At 37.9% G+C, this 24,123-nt stretch carries 24 protein-coding genes; 10 read left to right on the top strand and 14 right to left on the bottom strand.

The genetic code is table 11. The features are described from left to right. Positions 1 to 124: 124 nt before the first annotated feature. From PR725_RS09750 to PR725_RS09740, 3 genes are all read right to left on the bottom strand, one after another. Complete coding sequence (locus tag PR725_RS09750) at positions 125 to 943, bottom strand: helix-turn-helix transcriptional regulator (protein WP_115168261.1); 819 nt, start codon at positions 941 to 943, stop codon at positions 125 to 127. A 729-nt stretch (positions 944 to 1,672) separates the two neighbouring features. Next, positions 1,673 to 2,038, bottom strand: coding sequence for a nitrous oxide-stimulated promoter family protein (locus PR725_RS09745; RefSeq protein ID WP_004913005.1), 366 nt, complete (start codon positions 2,036 to 2,038; stop codon positions 1,673 to 1,675). Positions 2,039 to 2,320: 282 nt separating this feature from the next. Next, a complete protein-coding gene (locus PR725_RS09740) occupies positions 2,321 to 2,533 on the bottom strand; it encodes a DUF465 domain-containing protein (RefSeq protein ID WP_004261774.1) in 213 nt (70 codons plus the stop codon). A 266-nt stretch (positions 2,534 to 2,799) separates the two neighbouring features. Between PR725_RS09740 and eco the strand changes: the two genes are divergently transcribed. Next, positions 2,800 to 3,276, top strand: a complete 477-nt coding sequence (gene eco, locus PR725_RS09735; RefSeq protein ID WP_004913002.1) for a serine protease inhibitor ecotin — start codon at positions 2,800 to 2,802, stop codon at positions 3,274 to 3,276. A 48-nt stretch (positions 3,277 to 3,324) separates the two neighbouring features. Here eco and PR725_RS09730 read toward each other — a convergent pair whose 3' ends face one another. After that, positions 3,325 to 3,762, bottom strand: coding sequence for a universal stress protein (locus tag PR725_RS09730; protein WP_004912997.1), 438 nt, complete (start codon positions 3,760 to 3,762; stop codon positions 3,325 to 3,327). A gap of 300 nt (positions 3,763 to 4,062) precedes the next feature. Between PR725_RS09730 and PR725_RS09725 the strand changes: the two genes are divergently transcribed. Together PR725_RS09725 and PR725_RS09720 are read left to right on the top strand one after the other, a co-directional pair. Continuing rightward, positions 4,063 to 4,992 carry a cation diffusion facilitator family transporter gene (locus PR725_RS09725; protein WP_004912996.1) on the top strand — a complete coding sequence of 310 codons (930 nt, stop codon included), beginning with the start codon at positions 4,063 to 4,065 and terminating at the stop codon, positions 4,990 to 4,992. Between the two features lie 234 nt (positions 4,993 to 5,226). Beyond that, entirely contained in the window at positions 5,227 to 6,267 is a 1,041-nt protein-coding gene (locus PR725_RS09720; protein ID WP_123381784.1) for a galactose-1-epimerase, read from the top strand. A 72-nt stretch (positions 6,268 to 6,339) separates the two neighbouring features. On the opposite strand, the gene PR725_RS09715 is transcribed toward PR725_RS09720, so the two are convergent. The 3 genes from PR725_RS09715 to prpB form a co-directional block, all read right to left on the bottom strand. Then, positions 6,340 to 7,794 carry a bifunctional 2-methylcitrate dehydratase/aconitate hydratase gene (locus PR725_RS09715; protein WP_272568752.1) on the bottom strand — a complete coding sequence of 485 codons (1,455 nt, stop codon included), beginning with the start codon at positions 7,792 to 7,794 and terminating at the stop codon, positions 6,340 to 6,342. Between the two features lie 11 nt (positions 7,795 to 7,805). Next, positions 7,806 to 8,969: a bifunctional 2-methylcitrate synthase/citrate synthase gene (gene prpC, locus PR725_RS09710; RefSeq protein ID WP_198634705.1), complete on the bottom strand. Its 1,164-nt coding sequence runs from the start codon at positions 8,967 to 8,969 to the stop codon at positions 7,806 to 7,808. 61 nt (positions 8,970 to 9,030) lie between these two features. Continuing rightward, on the bottom strand, positions 9,031 to 9,918 hold the full coding sequence (gene prpB, locus PR725_RS09705; RefSeq protein WP_115166899.1) for a methylisocitrate lyase: 888 nt from the start codon (positions 9,916 to 9,918) through the stop codon (positions 9,031 to 9,033). Between the two features lie 245 nt (positions 9,919 to 10,163). Between prpB and prpR the strand changes: the two genes are divergently transcribed. Together prpR and PR725_RS09695 are read left to right on the top strand one after the other, a co-directional pair. Beyond that, on the top strand, positions 10,164 to 11,792 hold the full coding sequence (gene prpR, locus PR725_RS09700) for a propionate catabolism operon regulatory protein PrpR (protein ID WP_272569084.1): 1,629 nt from the start codon (positions 10,164 to 10,166) through the stop codon (positions 11,790 to 11,792). Between the two features lie 598 nt (positions 11,793 to 12,390). Then, entirely contained in the window at positions 12,391 to 13,533 is a 1,143-nt protein-coding gene (locus PR725_RS09695) for an MFS transporter (RefSeq protein ID WP_004912983.1), read from the top strand. Positions 13,534 to 13,602: 69 nt separating this feature from the next. Here the strand turns inward: PR725_RS09695 and PR725_RS09690 are convergent, their stop codons facing one another. Together PR725_RS09690 and PR725_RS09685 are read right to left on the bottom strand one after the other, a co-directional pair. Continuing rightward, a complete protein-coding gene (locus tag PR725_RS09690; protein WP_109913350.1) occupies positions 13,603 to 14,547 on the bottom strand; it encodes an ATP-grasp fold amidoligase family protein in 945 nt (314 codons plus the stop codon). 373 nt (positions 14,548 to 14,920) lie between these two features. After that, a complete protein-coding gene (locus PR725_RS09685; RefSeq protein ID WP_004912978.1) occupies positions 14,921 to 16,018 on the bottom strand; it encodes a fatty acid desaturase family protein in 1,098 nt (365 codons plus the stop codon). A 554-nt stretch (positions 16,019 to 16,572) separates the two neighbouring features. On the opposite strand from PR725_RS09685, the gene PR725_RS09680 reads away from it, so the two are divergent. The 5 genes from PR725_RS09680 (at position 16,573) to fghA (ending at position 20,420) form a co-directional block, all read left to right on the top strand. Further along, positions 16,573 to 16,899 (top strand): DUF1090 family protein, encoded by a 327-nt coding sequence (locus tag PR725_RS09680; protein WP_109913132.1) that lies wholly within the window; start codon positions 16,573 to 16,575, stop codon positions 16,897 to 16,899. A gap of 185 nt (positions 16,900 to 17,084) precedes the next feature. Then, a complete protein-coding gene (locus PR725_RS09675) occupies positions 17,085 to 18,002 on the top strand; it encodes a bestrophin family protein (RefSeq protein WP_004912973.1) in 918 nt (305 codons plus the stop codon). A 168-nt stretch (positions 18,003 to 18,170) separates the two neighbouring features. Beyond that, positions 18,171 to 18,443 (top strand): formaldehyde-responsive transcriptional repressor FrmR, encoded by a 273-nt coding sequence (gene frmR / locus PR725_RS09670; RefSeq protein WP_109913133.1) that lies wholly within the window; start codon positions 18,171 to 18,173, stop codon positions 18,441 to 18,443. A gap of 17 nt (positions 18,444 to 18,460) precedes the next feature. Then, positions 18,461 to 19,573 carry an S-(hydroxymethyl)glutathione dehydrogenase/class III alcohol dehydrogenase gene (locus PR725_RS09665; RefSeq protein WP_004912967.1) on the top strand — a complete coding sequence of 371 codons (1,113 nt, stop codon included), beginning with the start codon at positions 18,461 to 18,463 and terminating at the stop codon, positions 19,571 to 19,573. A gap of 10 nt (positions 19,574 to 19,583) precedes the next feature. Next, on the top strand, positions 19,584 to 20,420 hold the full coding sequence (gene fghA / locus PR725_RS09660) for an S-formylglutathione hydrolase (protein ID WP_109913134.1): 837 nt from the start codon (positions 19,584 to 19,586) through the stop codon (positions 20,418 to 20,420). Between the two features lie 75 nt (positions 20,421 to 20,495). On the opposite strand, the gene PR725_RS09655 is transcribed toward fghA, so the two are convergent. From PR725_RS09655 to PR725_RS09635, 5 genes are all read right to left on the bottom strand, one after another. Then, positions 20,496 to 20,714: a HEAT repeat domain-containing protein gene (locus PR725_RS09655; protein ID WP_004912961.1), complete on the bottom strand. Its 219-nt coding sequence runs from the start codon at positions 20,712 to 20,714 to the stop codon at positions 20,496 to 20,498. A 278-nt stretch (positions 20,715 to 20,992) separates the two neighbouring features. Then, positions 20,993 to 21,205 carry a HEAT repeat domain-containing protein gene (locus tag PR725_RS09650; protein ID WP_004912957.1) on the bottom strand — a complete coding sequence of 71 codons (213 nt, stop codon included), beginning with the start codon at positions 21,203 to 21,205 and terminating at the stop codon, positions 20,993 to 20,995. A gap of 303 nt (positions 21,206 to 21,508) precedes the next feature. Continuing rightward, the gene (locus PR725_RS09645; protein WP_004912955.1) at positions 21,509 to 22,297 is read right to left on the bottom strand and encodes a heme ABC transporter ATP-binding protein; all 789 of its coding nucleotides are present in this window, start codon (positions 22,295 to 22,297) and stop codon (positions 21,509 to 21,511) included. 2 nt (positions 22,298 to 22,299) lie between these two features. Continuing rightward, a complete protein-coding gene (locus PR725_RS09640) occupies positions 22,300 to 23,301 on the bottom strand; it encodes a FecCD family ABC transporter permease (protein ID WP_117162498.1) in 1,002 nt (333 codons plus the stop codon). Continuing rightward, entirely contained in the window at positions 23,298 to 24,119 is an 822-nt protein-coding gene (locus tag PR725_RS09635; protein ID WP_004912949.1) for a heme/hemin ABC transporter substrate-binding protein, read from the bottom strand. The genes PR725_RS09640 and PR725_RS09635 overlap by 4 nt, the downstream gene beginning before the upstream one ends. Between the last annotated feature and the right edge of the window lie 4 nt (positions 24,120 to 24,123).

Raw genomic sequence — 24,123 nt, 5'->3', positions numbered from 1 at the left:
TAAAAGGGAGTATAAGAAGTATAAGAAGTTTAGGTGAATACTTAAAAGGGGGAGAGCTGCTTGCCGTTCTGCCAGATTATATTTCTATAACTGACAGGGCATGAGTTTGAATATTACTGAGCGGTTAAGCTGCTATTCTTGACCGACTCGGAGTGTATCCAAATCTTTTTCGATAAGTTTGAGTGAAGTAAGATTGACTTGAAAAACCAGCTTCCATTGAAACTTCAACAATACTCATTGTTGTGTTAATTAATAACTGGTGTGCATACATAATACGTTTTTCACTAATCCAAGAACGTGGTGATGTAGCATAAACGGTATTGAACAGCTCTTTAAAGGTTGTTAACCCCATGCCAAAAGTACGTGCAAACTCACTTAATCTCCACTCCTTAAGATAATTATTTTCCATAAATAATTGCAAACGCTCTACTTGGCGACTACTCAGCTGTCTAAAATTAGATAACAATAAAGCACCTTGTTCACTGTAGCTCAGTAATAATAATAACTCGCTTACTCTGAGTGAGAAGATAACATCAGGGTATTCATTATTGATAAATGCATTTAAGCTTGCTTTAATTTCGTTAATGAGAGGAGAAGAATTAAATTTAATTACATCACATGGTAAGCCTTCACCGCGGTCTATTCCACTTAACTCAGCACCATGATTGGAGATGAAGTTACGTAAAAACTTATCATCTAAAGAAATCCAAAGTAAATCACAATTTGTTGTTTCAGCGAGCTGCAATGAGTAAGCGCCTTGTTTGTGATATAAGATATCACCTTCATTTAAACGTTGAGAGTTAGATGGGGTTTCTAGTAATACTGAGCCTTGCTCTACGATTAAAAGCCCTTTGGTTTCTAAATCGATAATGTGATGAGCTGCGTTACTATTAACTTTTATTTGTTTAATTACGTATTGATTTGGTGAATTTACTACTTGCATGACGATACCTTCATTAATTGTATTTAAATATAACTTCAAAATTAAATGTTCAACAATTTCCACCTGGTGATATAAAGCATGGATGTTATTAGTATGTTTGAAATTATATAAATCGATTAATTTTGTGTCACATTGTAATTCCAAATATAAATAAATGTTTCCAAATATATATTTTCCGATCTTTTTCTGCAAATGGCTCGGTATTTATTGGTTTTAAAATGGTATTTTTTCTGTTTATTCCTATAATTTTAATTAGTTTAGATTAAAATTATAAATTAATAAAATTAGTCGGTTGTTAATATATTATTATTTATTACACATAAAATGTGTTTTTTTTCTACTTTCTGCTCACTTATCATTTTTAGTATAGTAATATGAATTTTAGCTATGCTAATGGTGATATTAGAATTCGTTAAAACTATTATTGATTAATTTCATTAATGTAATAATTGATTGCTAACTTAATTTATTTTTTTTTTATAATCGTATCGATTGATATTATTTATTAATATGAGGGTAATTGCTGTTAAGATGTGACTTGAGTCTCATTTTTTAGTAGATAGGTTTGAATGATGGCTCTGATAGGTATTTTAAATATATGTTTTGATAAATAGTTTTTTCTTGTTATTACTTTTCTCGCTTATTATTGTTTAATATACCCGTATTTTATTACTTCTCCTTATACTGTATTTTGCTTAAGTAGAGGGTTAGTTTGAGTTATGGTTACGCTTATCGAGGTTCTTGCTTCCGAGCTGTGCGTTTATTTACTTTGGTAGGTAAATCAGGAACAGGTTTACGATCATCAATTAAATGGCGTATAGCGAGTATTGGGTGATGGATTAACATTTTAGGGCCAGCCCAGCGCATAACTAGCTTCATTTGTTCCCGCATTTTGGGTTGGTAACAATGGATTGGACATTGTTTACATGCTGGTTTTTCTTCCCCATACCGGCATTTTTCTAGCCTATTAACGGCATAGGAAAATAATTTTTGATAAAAATCAGGAGATTCTAGTGGCGCAGGGTAGGCTTTTTCATAGATTTTTATCATTTTTTCAATCGTTTTAATTTCACGATGAATGCGTTTGCCAACCATAGAAAGTCCTTAGAGAATTAAAACATATATTTAATATACAGTTTTAAGAGGCGAATGGTTAGCTAATGATGATTTATTCGTGTTTTTATTGATAGAGCTCAATTAAATGGTGAATTTTCGACGCAATAAAAAGAGGGTAAAAAATTACCCTCTTATATTAGTGTGAAAAACCACTTAGCTAAGACTAAATGAATCAATATAATATCGTCATTTTTAGAATGTTAGCTAAGTTTGTGATTTTCGTTATGTGAGAAAAATACCAGATATTATTATCGTGATAAGCTATTGACTCGAGAGCATTATCTTTTGCATTTCATCTTTAAGATGTAATTTTTCTTTTTTTAGCTTAGCGACATGCTCATTGTAACCAGCTCCAGAAGGACCTTCTAATTTACTGATTTCTTTGTCGAGTTGATGGTGTTTTTCATAAAGAGTCTGAAAACGGGGATGTGTAGAGATTAATTTTGAAACTAAATCTTGATCTGCTGATAACATACTACCTCCTCAGAATGTATTAAGCCTCAGATTCAGTATAAACATTGCGTACATTTTGTACATCCAAATAGCTTGTAATTTACATAATTTTTATTAGTTTTATGATCTTTCTACTAGAATTAAGTCGTATTACATTGCTTTACCTGAGTTATCTCTATTTTTGTAATTAAGAATCATCTATAGTGATAATTACGACGTAAATGACTTAATATGTATAAAAGTCTGGTTTTAAAAATTAGTTTTATGTTCTTAAATAGGAATAAATAATGAAAAAAGCGATTTTATCTGTAATGGCAGCGGCACTAATTTCATCTTGTGCAGTAGCAACGGAAGATTTGGAAAAGATCGCGCCATATCCAAAAGCTGAATCGGGTATGACTCGTCATGTAATTGAATTAACCAAGCAACAAAATGAAAATGACTTTATGGTTGAGTTAGTTATTGGAAAAACGATCAAAGCAGATTGTAACCGCCAATGGTTTATGGGTGACCTAGACAAAAAGACATTAGAAGGTTGGGGTTATGATTATTATAAACTCGACGAAGTAAAAGGCCCTGCGTCTACCATGATGGGATGTTCTGAGCCGGCAAAAGACCGTTTTGTGACAACTCAGTTAGGTGATGATGCATTTGTGCGTTATAACAGCAAGCTACCAATTGTGGTTTACGCTCCAAAAGATATGCAAGTGAAATATCGCATCTGGTCTACAGACGATAAATTAATTGATTCAGTTAATAAATAAATATTCAAGAAAATGCCGCATTTAGCGGCATTTTTTATAGCAATTAATTTAGCGAATAACAAATACAGATGTTTTCGCATGGCGCACAATAGCGGATGCTGTGGAGCCTAATAGGTAGGTTGAAGTGCTTGGGTGATGAGAGCCAACAACTATTAGGTCGGCACCAATTTCTTGCGCATAATCCAAAATTTCGTCTTTGGCGGAACCAATACCAACTTTGCAGTTAATACGTTCATCAGCAACTTTGATATCTTTAATGACCTCTTCTAATGCACGCATTGCGAGAACTGAGCGTTCTGCAGAATCTTTATTGCTTTCTGGTAAGGCGGCAATTTCAATACCAAAAAATAATTCAAGACTTGGAATAACGGATAGAAAATGAATTTCGGCTGAGCTTAGTTGCGCTAGTGCCTCAACGTGTTTGATGATCTCTTGGTTCAACTCATCTTCTAACAAATCAATAGGAACTAGGATTTTTTTATACATAGCGACCTCATTTTCGTGTTATTTGAAATTAATTACAAAGGCTTATCTTCAATATATCATAAGTTAAATGGAAAGTAATAAATGCTATAACGTGCGCATTTATCGCTTAGAGTTAAGGTAAATATAATTAATTATTTGAAAATAAAGGATAATTATTGTTGAGTCACCCTTTGTTTACAATTATTAGTGAGACTTTTAACAGGAACTATGCGATTATTGATTTTAAATATCATTAACCAATTGATTTAAAAGGTTTATTTGAATGATAATTATTTTGTTTTTCATTAAAGAATACATCATATGAATATGAATAATGCCTCGCCCAAGAAAAAAAGTGAGCTCGAGCTACAGCAAATAAAATTTAATGCAGCGAAGAAAAGTACACTCATCAGTGTCGTTGTTAATACACTCTTATCCATTTGGCAGATAATTATTGGTGTTATTTCACATTCTTCAGGGCTAGTTGCTGATGGTATCCATACCTTGTCTGATTTAATTGCTGATTTTGTCGTATTAATCGCGAATAAAAAAAGCCATAAAAAACCTGATGAAGATCACCCCTATGGCCATTTTCGTTATGAAAATGGTGCCTCATTAATATTAGGAATAATTTTATTAATTGTTGGTGTGGGGATGGTTTGGTCTGCTATTGAAAAGTTACTCAACCCAGATTTAATTCCTGAAGTACATACCATAGCTTTGGTCGCTGCACTGATCGCTTTAGTGGCAAAAGAAGGTTTATTTAGATATATGCTTCATGTTGCTAACAAAGTGAATTCGAGTATGTTAGTTGCAAATGCTTGGCATGCACGCTCTGATGCCGCTTCTTCATTAGTTGTTGCCATCGGTATTATTGGGAGTTTATGCGGTTTACGTATTTTTGACCCGATTGCTGCCCTCATTGTCGGGACTTTTGTTTTTCGCATGGGGTTCAAATTTACGAATCAATCGATGCAAGACTTAATGGATAAAGGCGCGAATGAGGAAACTTTGCAGGAAATTCGTTCTGTTTTAGATAATATAAGTGAGTTATCGGGATATCATGATTTAAAAACACGTAAGTCGGGTGATTTTTTATTAGTAGATGTGCATCTAGAACTTGATGGAAATATGAGTATTACTGTTGGCCATGAGATTGCGGTAAATGTACGTAACAAGTTGATGGAAAACCCATTAATTTTAGATGTTATGACTCACCTTGACCCTTATGATAAAGATGTTAAGCATTAATCATACGTTTATTTTATTTTTCGATAAGAACCGAGCTTTAAAGTGGCTCGGTTTTTTATTGCAAGCTATTATATAAAAATGACTTATTAATTATTGCATCCAGTTGATAACAAGGCGAAAATTAATATGTTGTTTCATAATGGCACAATATAGTATTTGTTCAAAGTATAGGGAACATGTAGCAAACTCTACAAATTTGTACTCTATAGTGATTATTGAATGATTGAGGAAAAAATGCGGTTAACTCAAGAACAATGTCAGACATTTCGCGCTCCAAAAGTAATTGCCCTTACGAATCAAAATGGTATGAAGGTTATTCTCAGTAGCTTAGGAGCTAGTTGGCTTAGCTGTATACTTCCGTTAACAACAGGAAAGCGAGATGTTGTTTTGGGTTCACCCAATATGGCGAAACAGATGGAGCAAGGGGTATATCTTGGTTCGATAGTCGGGCGAGTAGCTAACCGTATAAATAACTCTCAATTTACGCTAAATAAGCAACATTATCAGGTAACGGGTAACCAAGGAGTACATTGCCTTCATGGTGGAAAACATAATTTTAGTCACCGTATATGGGGTATTTTTCAACCAACTCCACAGAAAGCTATTTTTTCTTTGGCGTCTCCTGCTGGCGAACAAGGTTTTCCGAGCCAGTTAGACGTTGAAGTGAGTTATGAACTTACAGAAGATAATCAAGTGGTTATCCATCATAACTACCAAGCTACCGAGGCTTGCCCTGTTAACCTTGCGAATCACATCTATTTTAACTTAGCAGGAGAGGATTCGGTTAGAACGGCTTTAGAGCATGATTTATATATTGATGCAGACCAATATTTGCCAACAGATATGGACGGTATTCCAACGGGGGAATGGCATAATGTTGCAGAAACAAATTTTGATTTTCGCCAAAGTAAGCGAATTGGCCGGGATTTTTTACAAGATGATGTGCAGCGTCGTGTTGGGGGCTATGACCATACGTTTATATTAAACAACGCATTAACTGATGGTGAGCAGACAGTCGCAATCCTCAGCGCACCAAGTGGTGATGTGTGCCTCAATATCGCCACTACACAGCCTGCATTACATGTGTACAGTGGAAATAATCTGTTTGCAACGTCAGGGAAAACCCGAACGTATGTCCCTTATTCAGGGGTAGTGATGGCTACTCAGTTTCCAACAGACGGCATTAATCATTCGGAGTGGGGCACGCGATACAGCTCGATTGCTCTTTCTCAACAAGTGTATCGAAGCCAAACTCGTTACCAATTTATTTTCTAATCTAGCTGGTGAATATTCAGCGCCTCTATATTAAGGCGCTGAATTGAATTACTGGTTAATAATTATTTAGACTTAAATAACAAACAAATCCAGATATTCATTGACGGGCATTTTTTCTAGCATGGGTTTATCGAGAGAGGCTTTTAGAATTCGAATTTGTTGGGCTTCTGGGAATTGCCTTGCTAAATTAATTCTAAATTTATTCAATAACAATGGCATACCCTCTTTGCGGCGGCGTTTGTGACCAACTGGGTATTCGATAACAACTTCATCAAGCACTTGCCCATCTTTCAATGTGATGGTTAACCCGTTGCTAATCGAACGTTTTTCAGGATCATGATAATCTCGAGTAAACTGTGCATCTTCGGTGCAATACATTTTTGCACGTAATGCATCAATACGCGCATCTTTGGCAATATTGTCTTCATAATCAGCTGCGGTTAAACGACCAAAAATTAATGGGATAGCAACCATATATTGGATGCAATGATCTCTATCTGCCGGGTTATTTAATGGGCCTTTTTTATCAATAATACGAATACAAGCCTCATGGGTACGAATGGCAATAGACTTAATATCTTGTGCCGATTTCCCTAATTTCTCAAGGGTTTGATAGAGTTGTAAAGCTGCTTCTACCGCTGTTTGGGAATGAAACTCAGCAGGGAAAGAAATCTTAAACAACACATTTTCCATGACATATGAGCCATAAGGGCGTTGAAAACGCAGTGGTTGTCCATTAAATAAAACATCGTAGAAGCCCCATGTTTTTGCGGTTAACGCCGTTGGGTAGCCCATTTCTCCTTTTTGAGCCATTAAAGCCAACCGAACTGCACGGGATGTGGCATCACCGGCTGCCCATGATTTACGGGACCCTGTATTGGGGCTATGGCGGTAGGTACGTAAGCTGTGCCCATCAATCCATGCTTGGGAAACGGCATTGAGAATTTGATCTCTTTCCAGCCCTAATAAATGTGCAACAACCGCAGTTGAGGCTACTTTAACTAAAATGACATGATCAAGGCCAACTTGGTTAAAGGCGTTTTCTAACGCAATACAACCTTGAATTTCATGCGCTTTAATTAATGCAGTCAAAACATCTCTAATGACTAGTGGCGCTTTGCCTTTAGCAATGTTTTCACGTGAAAGCCAGTCAGCCGTCGCCAAAATACCGCCAAGGTTATCTGATGGATGGCCCCATTCGGCAGCAAGCCAAGTGTCATTAAAATCGAGCCAGCGGCACATGGTACCAAGATTAAAAGCGCCTTGCACAGGATCTAATTGAAATTGTGTGCCTGGGATTTTTGCTCCATTTGGCACAATTGTTCCTGGCACAATAGGTCCTAATAATTTTTTACATGCGGGGTATTCAAGGGATTCCATACCGCAACCCAGCGTGTCGAGCAGGCAATGATAAGCTGTATCATAGGCGAGGTCAGAAATAATCGGGTAATCCATTACATAATCAACAATATCGCTGATCACTTTATCAAATTCAATTTGTTGCGAACGCACGGTTTGTGTTGTCATTAGGTTACCTTTTAACGCTGTTCTATAGGAGTAAATAATTGATTTTCAGGCCCAATGTAGTTAGCTGAAGGACGAATAATTTTGTTATCTTGTCGCTGTTCAATAATATGGGCTGACCAGCCAGCGGTACGCGCCATAACAAATAACGGGGTAAACATAGCGGTGGGGATGCCCATCAGGTGATAAGCCACAGCCGAAAACCAATCTAGGTTGGGAAACATGTTTTTCTCACGTTTCATCACGGACTCAATGCGATCCGCAACGGTATAAAGATGCCGGTTTAAACTTTGCTCTGATAACTGTAAAGCAACAGATTTGATAATGGGATGACGAGGGTCTGCGAGGGTATAAACTGGATGGCCAAAACCAATGATAACCTCACTATTTTTAATGCGTGCGGTAATATCGTGTTCCGCTTCGTCCATCGAGGCATAACGTTGCTGAATTTCTAAAGAAACTTCATTTGCGCCGCCATGTTTTGGACCACGCAGCGCGGCAATTGCCCCTGTCATCGCTGAGTAAAAATCCGTACCTGTCCCAGCAATAACTCTTGCTGCAAATGTGGATGCGTTAAATTCATGTTCCGCATATAAAATTGCCGTAATATGCATGAATTTTTCCCATTGAGCAGGAGGTTTTTTACCGTGTAATAGGTGTAAGAAATGCGCACCAATCGAATCATCATCTGTTTGGGTTTCAATACGCCGTCCATGGTGGCTAAAGTGGTACCAGTACAACAATATCGACCCTAATGACGCTAATAAGCGATCAGCGATATCTTTAGCACCAGAAAAAGGGTGCGATTCTTTTTCTGGTAAAACACAGCCCATCATTGATACGCCTGTGCGCATGACATCCATCGGGTGTGCGTTAGCGGGTATTGATTCTAACGTCTGTTTAACGCTTGCCGGTAACCCTCGAAGGGATTGCAGTTTTTCTTTGTATGCAACGAGTTCAGTTGCCGTAGGGAGCCTTTCATGGATGAGCAAATGTGCGATTTCTTCAAATTCACATTGTGTTGCCAAGTCGTGAATATCAAACCCGCGATAATGCAGGTCATTACCATTACGCCCAACGGTACAAAGGGCCGTGTTTCCGGCTGCTACACCAGAAAGTGCAACTGATTTTTTAAGTTTAAATTGAGGAGTTTCAGTGTGGTTAAGTTGTTCATTCATCATTTATTCCTTGTAGGGGATTGAGGTAATGCAACTTTCGGTAATAATAAGTAATTAAAAATTAAGATTTTTTCTGTGAAAATAATGCATCCAGTTTTTGCTCATAATCGTAATAATGAATACTCTGATACAGCTCTTCTCGAGTTTGCATTAGCGGAATGACACTTTTTTGCGTGCCTTCTTTACGTAATGTTGTATAAACCTGTTCAGCCGCTTTGTTCATGGCGCGAAATGCAGAAAGTGGATATAGTGCGATGGCAATGCCAACACTGCGTAATTCATCAAGAGTAAACAGTGGGGTTTGGCCAAATTCAGTTAAATTGGCCAGTACGGGAGCAGAGGTGTTATTTGTAAATTTTTGATACATAGAGAGTTCTGTAATAGCTTCTGGGAAAAGCATGTCCGCGCCTGCGTCTAAGTAAGCTTGTGCACGTTCCAGTGCGGCATCAATGCCTTCTACCGCTAATGCATCAGTTCGAGCCATAATCACAAAACTGTCATCGGTTCGTGCATCAACAGCTGCTTTGATGCGGTCGACCATTTCTTGTGTCGAAACAATTTCTTTATTAGGGCGGTGGCCACAACGTTTGGCACCCACTTGGTCTTCAATATGTAACCCTGCTGCACCTGCTTTACAAAAGGATTTCACGGTACGGGCAACGTTAAAAGCGGAAGGGCCAAAGCCAATATCGGCGTCAACCATTAGTGGTAAGTCACAGACGTCGGTAATGCGTCGAATATCAATTAAAACATCATCTAACGTTGAAATACCTAAGTCAGGCATACCTAATGATCCTGCGGCTACGCCACCCCCAGATAAATAAATAGCTTTATAGCCAGCTTGTTTTGCAAGGAGTGCGTGGTTGGCATTGATCGTTCCAACAAGCTGCAATGGCGACTCTTGCTTGATAGCCTCGCGAAATTTGTGTCCTGCACTAAATGATGACATAGCGACCTCATAAAATGTTAATCAGTTGTAATGAGATTAGGGTAACAATAGTCATATAGCAATTGGCGTGCCAACCTTGAATTAAGAGGTGTGGGAATATAAATTTATTAAAAATCAATTGGATATTGATTTTTCTGGTTTGTGATAGAAAAAATAAAGTTAAAATAATCAGTTGGAATGTTTCAATGAAACAATATATTGTTAAGTGAAACGGAAATGAAACACGATGAGAAGGTATGGCGATGATGGATAAACCGATTATTTGGACGGTTTCAGTGTCCCGGTTATTTACACTGTTTCGAGATATCAGCCCAGAATTTAGTGAACAAGCGGAAATCACACCACTTAATCTTGGTTTTGAACAGGCGGTAGAGGCCGTTCGTCAACGATTACAGGAAGGGCATTGTGACGCCATTATTAGTGCGGGTTCAAATGGTGCTTATTTAAAAAGCCATGTTTCAGTACCGGTTATTATCGTGAAAACCAGCGGGTTTGATGTTATGCAAGCATTAGCCAAAGCACGAGAAATTAGCGATAAAATTGGGATCATCAATTATAAAAAGCCATTTTCATCATTAGATGAATTTCAGCAGCGTTTTGGTTTGCAAATTGAACAGCGTAGCTATGTTACCGCAGAGGATGCGAGAGCTCAGCTTAAGGCACTGAAAGCTTTGGGGATCTCCGTTGTGGTGGGCGCTGGGTTAATCATGGACTTAGCAGATGAAATGGGGATGACAGGGGTTTTTGTTTATTCCACACAAACCATACGGCAAGCATTTTCAGATGCTATCGAATTAAGCCTGATGTCGAGGCGTGAAAACCATTCGCAAGACAAATATCTCCCCCCTAACCCTGCAAAAGTTCGTTATACCATTAATGACCTGATTGGTTCATCATTACAGATGGAACGTGTTAGGCAAACCATTATGTTGTATGCACGCTCTGATGCAACAGTATTGGTTCAAGGTGCGAGTGGAACAGGGAAAGAGATGGTGGCACAAGCTATTCATCACGAATATACCTTATTTAATCAACATAAGCGAAGTAAACAACAAATGCCTTTTGTGGCCGTAAACTGCGGAGCAATACCTGAAACATTATTAGAAGCCGAATTATTTGGCTATGAAGAAGGTGCCTTTACGGGGTCTCGCCGCGGTGGCCGAGCAGGCTTATTTGAACTGGCGAATGGGGGAACACTGTTTTTAGATGAAATTGGTGAAATGCCTATTGCATTACAAACAAAGTTATTACGAGTGCTCGAAGAGCGTTCGGTAGTGCGAGTTGGTGGGTATAAACCGTTACAAGTCAATGTTCGGGTCATTTGTGCAACCCACTGTGATTTAGACGGTTGGGTAAAAGAAGGGCGCTTTCGAGCTGATCTATTTTATCGGCTCGGGGTACTAAGAATGCGAGTACCAACGCTCAATGAACGTGGCGATGATATTTTTGTATTAGCGGAGCGGCTGCTTAAATTAGCCTTTGCAGGATTAAGGTTGCCGTTACCTTCCTTTCGTGTACAGCAACTAATTGTATGTAAAGAATTTTTTCTTGAGTATTCATGGCCCGGCAATGTTCGAGAACTCAGAAACTTAATGGAGCGAGTCGCGCTGTATTGTAGTGCTTACCCAGAAAAAGCGATCACAACACAAATGTTAATAAGTTTATCTCCAGAAAGGCAGGGTAGCGAACACAAGGACGTCGTAATAAAAGATAAATCACATGAACCATTAGAAGACGTAATGGCAAGATTTAATGGGGATCGTAAAGCGGTGGCCGAGTATTTAGGAATTAGTAGGACTACGTTATGGCGCCGACTTTCCTCCCATTCCTCCAGACCGAATTCTCGTATTGCACCAAGGAAGAGTAAGAATTAGTATTTTTATGCATTCCTCTAATTCGATTTATAGTGTTTTCACTAAATTTTAATGAATCTCTATTAATTTTTAAATAAAAAGAAAAAATAAGGGAATAACAAACAAAAAAGTGAAATAAATTGTTTTAGTAAATTGAGCAAGGCAAATTTGCTTTATCAATCAGCTTATGCAGCAGGAGAAAACAATAAATAATTTTTTTTGTGATTAAGCACTTTTTAGGTTCCTTATATTTAGTTTAAGTTGTATCTAAAAGTAACAGAGGTGGTTTTGCATGTTTTTTTTATAACTAACTGTTATTTAGGTAATAAGTTTCTTTTTCTTGCCGTTTTTGAACAGGGTTTACCTACAAAAAAAACGTGATTTTTCTCACATAAATTATTTTGTTAGTCACCATTAGATTTTCTCATTTTAACTTCGTGATTGAACGTTCTATATTGCGCTCAAATTAGTCTTATCTTTGTTTTTTTACTACTGCACTAATCGCCGAAATGTGTTCTTTCTTGGGAACACAATGTTGTCGTATTCTACGATGTAGTTGCAGCGCATATTATTTATTTTGTTAGTTGGAGAGTGGGGCGTGAATCAGTCCACTACTATCATGCGCAAACGCGACAATGCATTCGTTCCTGTTGCAGGGTTAACGATTTTTGCTATTGCATCGGGTTATTTAATGAGCTTAATCCCATTATCTATGGGAAGCTTTGGTATTGATACGCAATATGCCGGCTGGTTAGCGAGCGCGTATTATATTGGTTTATTAATTGGCTCAATGTTAATTGAACCTATTATTGCCAAAATAGGCCATCGTCTTGCGTTTATTGGTTTTTTATTGATGCTTGCCGCGACAGTTATCGTACTGCCATGGACGCCAACCATTGAAGCTTGGTTGCCGAACCGCTTAATTGCAGGGGTTGCGGTGGCGGGTATTTTTGTGGTTGTCGAGTCTTGGTTATTGATTGGCGATAATCCGAAAGAGCGTGCTAAACGTTTAAGTTTTTATATGACGTCATTGTATGGCGGAACAACACTTGGCCAGCTTGCTATTGGTGTTATTGGAACCCATGGTGCTTATCCATTTATGGTGGTATTAGGGTTATTATTATTAGCGGTAATGCCACCGTTATTAGTGCGCCAAGGTCAGCCAGAAAGTGGTTCTCATCAGAAACTCTCATTGAAAAAAATTGCTCGTTTAAGTAAACCTGCAATTATTGGCTGTATGGTTTCTGGTATTACTATGGGAACTATTTATGGGCTAATGCCGTTATCATTGAAAAAAGACCAATTCACCACTGACCAAGTCGGTGTGTTGATGGCCTCAATTATTCTTGGTGGGATGTTAATACAGCCAGTTGTTAGTAAATTATCTATCTTAATGAGTAAAACCTTGTTGCTTGCAATGGTTTCATTATTAGGTGTTTTTGCGATGGGTGTTATTTATATTTCGAGTGATTATTTGGTGATGATCGTTGCTTTAGCGTTACTCGGTATGTCAACTTTTGCCTTATACCCGGTAGCGATAACATTAGCGTGTGATAGCCTAGATTCCTCCTACATTGTGGCAGCAACTCAGGTGATGTTGTTTAGTTACAGTATCGGTTCAGCAATGGGACCTATCGCCGCTGGGACATTTTTAGGCCAACATAATGGTTTAGTGAATTTTTTCTTTATTGTGCTGTTAGTAACTGCAATTTATATGTTAATTGCCAGCTTACGTCGCAAAGCCAGTGTGTTAGCAAATTAATTTTATCAATAAATAAAACCAATAAATAAAAAGCTCTGTGAATTATTGCAGAGCTTTTTTGTATTCTAATTATTTCTTTTTATTCACGGTTGAAGGTGCCAGTTGTGCTTCAATGGGGGAATGCCTAGTGTTACGTACAATACGTTGTTCCCAAAGCTCCCCTAATTTGAAATCCCATGACAGCGGTGATATTTTTGTTCTACCTGCATTTGGAGCGAAAGTGAGTTCGCTGAAATACAACGTATTTTCATCAGACATCAAAAAATCAGCTCGGCAATAATCAAAAGGAGTGACGAGTATTTCTGCTAACCGTAACATCTCTTTGAATAATGGCGGTTCAGATACGGGTTCTAGCATGTTTGGATAACCAAAAGTCACGGGTTGTAACTGCCAGTTGATATCATAAATATTAATAAATTCATTACCAAATTCGTCGGTATAGTCAATTTCTGCATAGACAGGCTTACCGGAAAAACAATGAACCCGGCATGTTTCTGGTACTAACTTCCGGTTTTTATTAGCGAATAAATCAATATATTCTTCACACATAATTTGTGCGGGAATAGTTTTATAATGACGCTCTCGAGTAATATAGTAAAGATTTTTAGTTAAATGAAAATCCAATTTGTTTTTAGCTTTTAGCCAATTAAATTGTGCTTTGTTTCGACAAATAATACTACTGCCACTGTCGTGATTACATTTTAAAACAAAACGCTCTGGCAGTTTGCTTATATCAATTTCATCGACATTTTTATAAGTATCAATGATAGGAACTAAATATTCATTTCCTATTGTACGTGAGATATATTCCCTTACCGTAAGTTTATCTGCAAATTGTGAATATAATGGGTTTTTATCTCGCAACATTCTAAAATTCACTTTCTCATTAAAGCTTTTTGGGGCTTTAAAGTCAGGGCGGTAATTGAGTTTTTTAGTAAATTTATTAGTGAGATATGTTTTGTCACTCATAATGAGTGTACGTAATTTTTTTATAAAATACTCTGCTTTTTTCATGCGAGCACCAACCATTCTAAAATTGTAGTGTGTAAATGAAATCTAATTTTTATTTGATTATATTTTTTATAACTTAAATAAAACATCAATAAATGTAACGGTCAATTTAATAATTTCTTAATAAATAAATAGTAAACAAAAGATAAATAAAGGTCATTTTGTTAATAATAGCCGGGTATCTGTATGCTTTTATATCAATAATTAAATCAATCGTTTTAATTATTCGTCATTAATAATAAGGGTATTGCCTATTTAAAGTGTAACATAGGCAAGAAAGATAGACCTTAAGGGTTTATTTAGATAATGACCTCTAAACAAATGGATTTAGAGATGGCATTTTAGAAAGTTGTTATTTTTTAAATTACTAAAATTGTTATTGCAGTGGCGGTTGTCCCATTTGTTTTAAAAATCGTATTTGAGCTGCAACGAGTTGTTTGTAATCAATACAACGGTATGGCATATCGTACTGTTGGGCCAATTTGGCTAAGATGTGTGCTAGAGCAGGGTAATGGCGATGGTGCCAATGAGGGAAAAGATGATGTGTAAGGTGATAATTTAGTCCCCCAGTTAAGCGCCATAAAAAATGGGGAGTTGGTAGCCAGTCACAAGCCGTGACAAAATTATGGTGGTACCAGCCATGCGTGATTTGTTTATCCTCAGGTGCAGTAAAAAACTGTGTCTCTGCCCAATGTGTTCCTAATAATAAATAAATTACAAAAATGGAAGCAACCATCTGGCTCAACAAGTACGTGATAAATATTGCAGTTAAGCTGATCCCATGATGGTGAGCCACTATTACTGGGATACCAAGCATCAATATTAAGTGTCCTATCTTGCTACCTAAAAATAACCCCCAACCTAGTTTACCTTCTAAAACTTTCTGTGTTTTTAAGCGTGTTTTCCCCGTTCGATCAGACCAATCAAACACCAGAGCTATCCATGTGAGTGACAATGATGCGACGAAAGGCCAATAAATATGTTGATATTTCATAAAAGGTCGCCAACGCTGAAAGGGTGTTTGGCGGAATATGCCATTTTCTTCAGTGTCTAAATCATAATGTTCGATATTGGCATAATGGTGGTGATAATGAACGTGGCGTGTGCGCCAAAATTCCGGTTCTAATCCTAAGGGTAATGTAACTAAACGCCCAAATAACCGATTTTTCCAGCCGGATTTAAATAAGGTATTATGGCAGGCGTCATGTTGGCCAATCACATTTAATAGCATGATGAGTAAGACAAATACAAAATAGGACAATATGTAAACTGTGGTAGATGTTGTAATGAGAATTGGAAGATAACTCAGAACAGCAACAATAAACAAGACGCCAATTGCAGCAAGGTCAGCTAGGCTGGCATACACGTGATCGTGCTTAGTTTGCAGATATTCCTGACTTGCTTGTTTTAATGCGGTATGAAATTGTTGTTCGTTAGCATTGGCGAACTTGAGTTCGAATTCGGTGTGATGCATGTGATTCTCATTTGAGGTTATCTTCTTTATATTCAAAGAGTATATCTTTACTCAGTAAACCGTCGTAAACAAATATGAAAGGAGGTGGGAGTTTAGGCTTATTCTGAATCAGATATCATCGAAAAAATTAAATCTCGAAAATTTAAATGCGTTTTTTTGATGAAAATAGTAGAAATTAATATTAATGCGGATAAGAGATTAAATACGAGATATGGATTAATTAGATTGATATGTTGTTTTATGAAGCATTTGGTAATAATACGTATTGCTTACCTACTGAGGTACGGAAACTAGCTACATCCTTGTAGAATAATCCTTTAATATTAAAGTATCAGGGAAAAATGTGTCTGTCTGTAATAAATCATGTAAAAAAAACATTTTAACTTAATACTCATCATTAATAATAAATGATTGTTATCATTTTAGGTGGGTTTATTTTAATTACTCGTTATATTTGTTTAGCCTAAGCTAAATTAGGAGCTTACCTATATTAATAATGTGCCAAAATGATGAAATAGCCACAGGTAAATTATTTTTTGAATTAGGAATGTGACATGAAAAAAATACTGTTAATAATTTTATCAACACTGATTATTCCAGTATCCGCTCAAGCCGGTTATAAATATTATGGTTGTGATAAAAAAATCTATCAATTAGAAAAACAGCTAAAATATGCCAAAATGCACGGTAATCGAAATAGAGTCATGGGGTTAGAGCGTGCTATTTCAAATGTACAAAATAACTGCTACGACCATTATTCCGGAGCCACAGGCCCAACTAAATTAAATCATCGATATAGTTTTACTGAAACGGATCATTTAGAGCAGCAGATAGAAGCGTTACAAGATGAAATTGAGCGTTTAAAAGCCGCAAAAAACTAGCTTAATAAGTAATATTAAAATCAAATATTACTTATAAACGAAAACCGTGTTGGATGAATTTAGCGCTATTGCTGCTTGTCATAATTATTGTGATATTCACTTTAATTGTTGTTTGGCTATAGCGCATTGAATTAATCAATGAAATAATAAGTTAATGTCGTTTTCTTAATTCAATATGTCTTCTTATGGTTATTCGTCCTCATCAGCACTGGTTTTTTCGGTTATTCGACTGGCATGGTTCTGTACTGTCAAAAATAACATTTCGGCTTTCTCTAAATATAATGATATCTATCGTAGCAGTACTCAGTTTTCAATGGTACGAACGATTAGGTATACACTTAACGATTGCTCCTTTTAGCTTACTGGGGATTGCCATCGCAATCTTCCTCGGTTTTCGTAATAATGCCTGTTACAGCCGTTTGATTGAGGCGCGAACGCTTTGGGCTTCATTATTAATTAATCAAAGAAATATTTTAAGGAATATTAAAGGGTTATTACCTAATGACCAATTAGCTCAAAAGGAGTTTGCGAATCTGTTGATTGCTTTTGGTTGGAGCCTTAAACACGAACTAAGAAAAACCAGTCCAATCATTGACTTGTACCGGTTATTACCTCGAAATATTTTTGATGAGGTTATCCGAAGTCCGTTTCCCACTAGCCGAATATTGTTGCAGATTGGCCTAAAGGTGGGGGAATTACGTGATAAAAAAGTCATCAGCGATGTACTCTTTCAAGCCATTAATAAAGATATTAATGCATTATCGGACGTACTTGGCGGCTGTGAACGTATTTCGAATACGCCGATCCCGTTTGCGTATACGTTAATTTTACAGCGAACAGTCTATCTATTTTGTTCGTTACTTCCTTTTGCATTAGTCGTAGACCTACATTTTATGACGCCATTTGTTTCTGTTTTTATTTCTTATACCTTCCTAGCGTGGGATGCATTAGCAGAAGAACTCGAAGATCCTTTTGGGATTGCTGCAAATGATTTACCGCTTAATGCTATTTGTAATAGTATTGAACGTAATGCATTGGATATGTTAGATATTCAACCACTTCCCCCTCAGTATCAGCCAGATAAATACTTTAACTTGTTGTAGCGTTAATCTATTTCTTATTGAAGACAGTAGAACGTGATATTCACGTTTTACTGTTTAACCTTTATACCTAATATTATTTTGTATTTTGGGGTCATAAAAATAAGCAATTCTGTACAGATAATCCTATAGATACTATACTCCCCCTATGTATATTAAAGAGGCTTAAATATGCCACATTCCCCAAAGGAAAAAAAAGCAGTCCTTACTCGGGTTAGAAAGCTGAAAGGGCAATTGTTTGCCTTGGAGTCGGCCTTGGAGGATGAAGTTGAATGTGCTGCCATTTTACAACAAATTGCTGCTATTCGCGGTGCAGTTAATGGTTTGATGGCAGGGGTATTAGAAAGTCATTTACGAGAAGGGCTTCAAGAGTCTGCGACAACACAGTTGCAAAAAGACTCAGTAGACGATGCTATCTCATTAATTCGTACCTATTTGCGGTAAATAAAGAAGGAATAACGATGAAATCACGTGCAGCAGTCGCATTTGGCCCAGGTGAGCCATTAAAAATTGTCGAAATTGATGTCATGCCACCAAAAGCTGGGGAAGTGTTAGTTAAAATTAGCCATACAGGTGTTTGTCATACTGACGCTTTTACATTGTCAGGAGATGACCCAGAAGGTTTGTTTCCTGTGGTATTAGGGCATGAAGGCGCAGGTGTTGTTGTCGAAGTCGGTGAAGGTGTTACCAGTGTTAGTGTGGGTGACCATGTCATTCCACTTTATACGGCAGAATGTGGGAAATGTGTTTTTTGCGAATCAGGTAAAACAAACTTATGCGTCTCTGTCAGAGAAACACAAGGTAAAGGTGTGATGCCAGATGGAACAACACGTTTTTCTTATAATGGCCAGCCAGTTTATCATTACATGGGCTGTTCAACATTCAGTGAATATACCGTTGTTGCCGAAGTCTCTTTGGCAAAAATTAACCCTCAAGCTAACCATGAAGAAGTTTGTTTATTAGGTTGTGGTGTGACAACCGGTATTGGCGCGGTACATAATACAGCTAAAGTGCAAGAAGGTGACTCAGTTGCTGTTTTTGGGCTCGGTGGTATTGGTCTGGCAGTTATTCAAGGGGCAAGGCAAGCAAAGGCTGGTCGTATTATTGCTATCGATACTAACCCCTCTAAGTTTGAATTAGCACGTCAATTTGGTGCGACAGAGTGTTTGAACCCTAATGATTTTGATAAGCCGATTCAACAGGTTCTGATTGAGAAAACCCAGTGGGGTGTTGACCATACCTTTGAATGTATTGGTAATGTGAATGTCATGCGTGCCGCACTTGAAAGTGCACATCGCGGATGGGGCCAATCGATTATCATTGGTGTCGCAGGAGCAGGGCAAGAGATTTCAACTCGTCCATTCCAATTAGTGACAGGGCGTTCATGGCGCGGTACGGCATTTGGTGGTGTGAAAGGCCGTAGCCAATTGCCAAAAATGGTTGAAGATGCCATGAAGGGGGATATTGAACTGTCTCCCTTTGTGACGCACACATTGCCATTAGACAGTATTAATGACGCATTCGATTTAATGCATGAAGGTAAATCAATCCGTACCGTTATTCACTATGATTAAGGAGTCTTTGATGGAGAGAATTGAACGCCATGCGTGTTTTGGGGGCTGGCAGGATGTTTATCAACATCAATCCACTGTGCTCGGCTGTGAAATGAAGTTCGCAGCCTATCTACCACCACAAGCGAAAACAGTCGCCTGCCCGGTGATTTATTGGTTATCAGGGTTAACCTGTAATGAGCAAAATTTTATCACTAAGGCGGGAGCCCAACAATTTGCGGCAAAATATGGCGTAATTCTTATTGCACCGGATACCAGCCCTCGCGGTACTGAAGTCGCTGATGACGAGGCCTATGATTTAGGGCAAGGTGCAGGTTTTTATGTGAATGCGCAGCAAGCTCCGTGGCGTAATCATTACAAAATGTATGATTATATTGTGTCTGAGCTACCTGATTTAGTCGAAACACATTTACCTGTATCTGAAAAACGCGCTATTTTTGGCCATTCTATGGGTGGGCACGGCGCTTTAATGATTGGCCTACGTAATACAGGTCGATATTGTAGTTTATCTGCATTTTCTCCGATTGTTGCTCCAACTCAGGTTCCTTGGGGGCAAAAAGCGTTTATGGCTTATTTGGGGGAAGATACGGTTAGTTGGTCTCAATATGACACCGTTGAATTGCTCGAAAAGGCTGAGGCTATTCCACCTATTTTAGTGGATGTCGGTACTGCGGATCCTTTTTACCAAGAGCAACTGAAACCAGAGTTATTTGCGGATATTTGTGATAAAAAACAATTTGAATATTGTTTGAATCTGCGTGATGGGTATGATCACAGTTACTACTTTATTAGTAGTTTCATTGGTGAACATATTGCATTTCATGCACGATATTTAAGCGATAATAACTAAAATATCATAAAGTGAGACCACTAATTGGTTTCACTTTACTATTTCCATTATTTTATCGTAATAATGCTCAAGTCACTATTCGACCACCTCATTGGAGAGCTTGCTAATTGCTTTAATTGCGCTGATTGCGACATCTTTATTTGGGTCATTACATAATTCAAGTAGGCGGTTAATCGTAATATGTTGTTTCAGCTGTATTTTACAATCGCCTAAAGCGGATATAGCGGCTATTTTTACATCATCATTTTTTCTTTTTGTTAAATCAAGTAATGTATTTATGACTTTGTTATCCATTCATTATCCTGCTAATAGGTATTAATAAATGAATTAAAACTCATTTATTTTTTAAGAGGGTAATTTCAATGTTTAAAATGCTACTAGAAGGAGGTATTTATTGATATCAAAAAACACAACTAATTTGAGTGTAGTGTGGCTGAGCTAGCGTATGAATAGGTAGTAGACATTATTACCTATTCATATTTAGTGACTAGAGAGATCGAGAAAGTTAAATAAGTTTAATTAATAAGTTTTAATTTCAAGAAGAGTATTGATAAAAAGATATTGTTTGTATATTAAAAATGGTCGGAGAGTTTACTTAGCGCTTTTATTGCAGACACTGCGACATCTTTATTTGGGTCTTTACAGAGTTCAAGTAAGCGGTTGATTGCATTTTGTTGTTCAACGGTTACTTTATAATCTCCTAAGGCAGAAATAGCTGCAATTTTAACATCATCATTTCCACGATGCGTTAACTCAATTAATGTTTCAATAATATTGTTTTCCATGTAAACCCTTTGAAATACCTGCGCGATGCTTAGGTATTCTAAGTGAAATTACTTGAGATTTATTTTTGAAATTTACGGGTTTATTAACGGATTATATAGATTTTACACTTTTTTGGGCTAATAACTATTTTATTAACTGAAGTGCATCAAGAGAGTAAATACTATTGATGTAAAGACTAACACCATTAAAAGTTATTGATAACATATTAAAATCGGTATGGTTTAATAATTCTTTATTAAGATAAGAATATTAAAGTACTTTACCCTTAAAGTGAGTTGAATAAAGTACTTTTTAGATATTAGTTAATGGCGCAAATAAACATGAGGCGTGTTATTTTCTGGGTGTTGAGTAACACCTAGGTCAGCTTGATACCATTGAGTTAAATTTTCAGTTGTTAAAACTTCAATAGGGGAACCTTGAGCAACAAGCTTTCCATCATGAATTAATAACACTTTATCTGCATACAGAGCGGTTAAGTTAAGGTCATGCAATACACAGCAAACACCTAATGGTCGTTGACGCGTCAGTTGATGCAGTAACCGTAAGCTATGCTGTTGGTGATATAAATCAAGTGCTGAAGTGGGTTCATCAAGAAATAAGCAAGCGGGTTGAGCTGTCGGTTGCCATAATTGTGCTAATACTCGTGCTAATTGAACGCGTTGTTGCTCCCCCCCTGAAAGTTGGCGGTAATCCCGCTGCCGTAGTGATTGGCAACTGGTTTGTGTTAACGCCTCATCAATAGCGGTATTTTTATATTCAGAACCGTAGGGGGTTCTTCCCATAGCAACAACATCTTCAACAGTAAAAGCAAATTGTAAGTGGCTATGTTGCTTCATGACGGCACGTTTTTGCGCTAATTCGTTATGATCCCAGTCACTCATCGCTCGGCCTTCAATAAAACACGTGCCATGGGTTGGGGTGTTATAACCTGTTAGTAATTTTAATAGGCTGGATTTCCCTGCGCCATTTGGCCCAATGATCGCGACAAATTCCCCTTGCTCAATAGATAAACTCACATTATCTATCAGTGTCTTTTCACTGATTTTATAAGATAAATTTTGTGCTTCTAATAAGAACGGTTTGGTTTGCATATTTAGATTCTCCCTGCAGGCTGTCGCAAAATGAGCCATAAGAAGTAGGGGCCACCAATCAAGCCTGTCAGCAAGCCAACAGGAATTTCAGCAGGCGCAACCGCAGTTCTCGCTACCGTATCAGCAATCAGTAATAACCCCGCCCCTACGATAGCTGAACCAGGAATGAGCCAGCGATGGTCAGGGCCGAGTGTCATACGAATAAGGTGCGGAACAACGAGACCCACAAAACCAATAACCCCACTCATTGCAACAGCACAACCGACTAACATGGCGCTGAGGAATAATAAAATAAATTTGGTGCGTTCAACATTAAGCCCAAGGTAATGTGCATCTTCATCCCCTAATTGCAGAATGTTGAGCTTATTTCCCTGCATTAGGCAGATAACACAAATAGGAAGAATAACTGAAGCGGCAATGGTCAGTGACGTCCAGTCAACATTACCGAGTGTGCCCATCATCCATAAACTAAATGTCCTTAGCTGTTGATCATTACTGATATAACTAAGAACACCGATGAATGACATGCACAGTGCATTGATTGCGATGCCCGCGAGAAGTAATTTTGCGAGGTTGCCATTTGATGAACGATTTAAGCTAAAAATAATAAAAGAAACGGTTAGGCTACCAATAAAAGCAGCAGCAACATGGCCATAACCTTGCATCACAGTTGGTAATGAAACAGAGAAAACGATAAATGCGGCAACGGATAAAGCCGCACCACTACTGATACCGAGTAAGCTAGGGTCGGCAAGTGGATTACGAAATAACCCTTGCATAATGGCACCAGACACCGCCAAGGCAAGACCAACTAAGATGGCAATTAACACACGAGGAAGGCGAATATTCAGCCATATCTGCCAATCCGAGTCTGTGGCAGAAGCCTGCCACAGTGCTTTTAATGAAAAGTTCATGGCGCCTGCATTCGACGCGATGAGAACTAAACCACCAAGTGCTAACAATAAAATGATAATCACCAAAAATGGGTTTTTAAAGCGACTCATTGGGATTTTTCTAATGCCTCACGTAGTTGTTGCATGACTTTAGGCGTACCTAAACTGAAGGTGAGCATACCGACATCATCAACAACCAAAAGCGCTTTATTTTTTCCTGCGGGGGTCATTGACATTCCTTGTAAGTTCCACACTTTTTCTATTCCGCCTAATGATTTAACCCCTTCCTGAGTAAAAATGATTAAATCAGGCTGGCTTGATAGCAAACCCTCTTGGGATAAAGGACGGTAACTGTCGAAGCTGCTCATGGCATTTTTTGCACCGACTGCGTTAATCACGCTATCTGCTGCAGTGTGCTTTCCTGCTGCCAATGGTAGAACGCCGCCATGGCTCATAATGAACAGGACTTTTTTATCTATAGGTGCCGTATTTACTTGGCTAAGTTGTTGGTTAAATTGATTAACCAATTGTTTTCCTTGCTCTGTTTTACCGACCACATTAGCGATAGTGGTAATTTTTTCTGGAATGGCTTCTAAACTGGGTTTCCCTGTTACCTTAATAATTTTTACGCCACTTTTTTCGATTTGCGAGAGAGCCATTGAGGGTTTAGCTAACTCACTCGCAAGTACTAAAGTCGGACGCATTGACAACACGCCTTCCGCATTAAGCATACGCATATAGCCCACGTCAGGGAGCTTGGTCGCTTGCTCTGGATGAAGACTGGTGCTATCACGGGCAACGAGCTGTTCTTGTGCTCCGAGTGCATACACAATTTCAGTCACATCACCACCTAAGGTGACGATACGTTCTGCTGCATAAGAACTAACAGAGATAAACAGCGTTGATAAGATTAGAAGCCATTGTTTCATAATA

This window comes from Providencia sp. PROV255 (assembly GCF_028478065.1).
Classification (GTDB): Bacteria; Pseudomonadota; Gammaproteobacteria; order Enterobacterales; family Enterobacteriaceae; genus Providencia; species Providencia rettgeri.
This window is presented reverse-complemented; position numbering and strand designations above follow the sequence as displayed.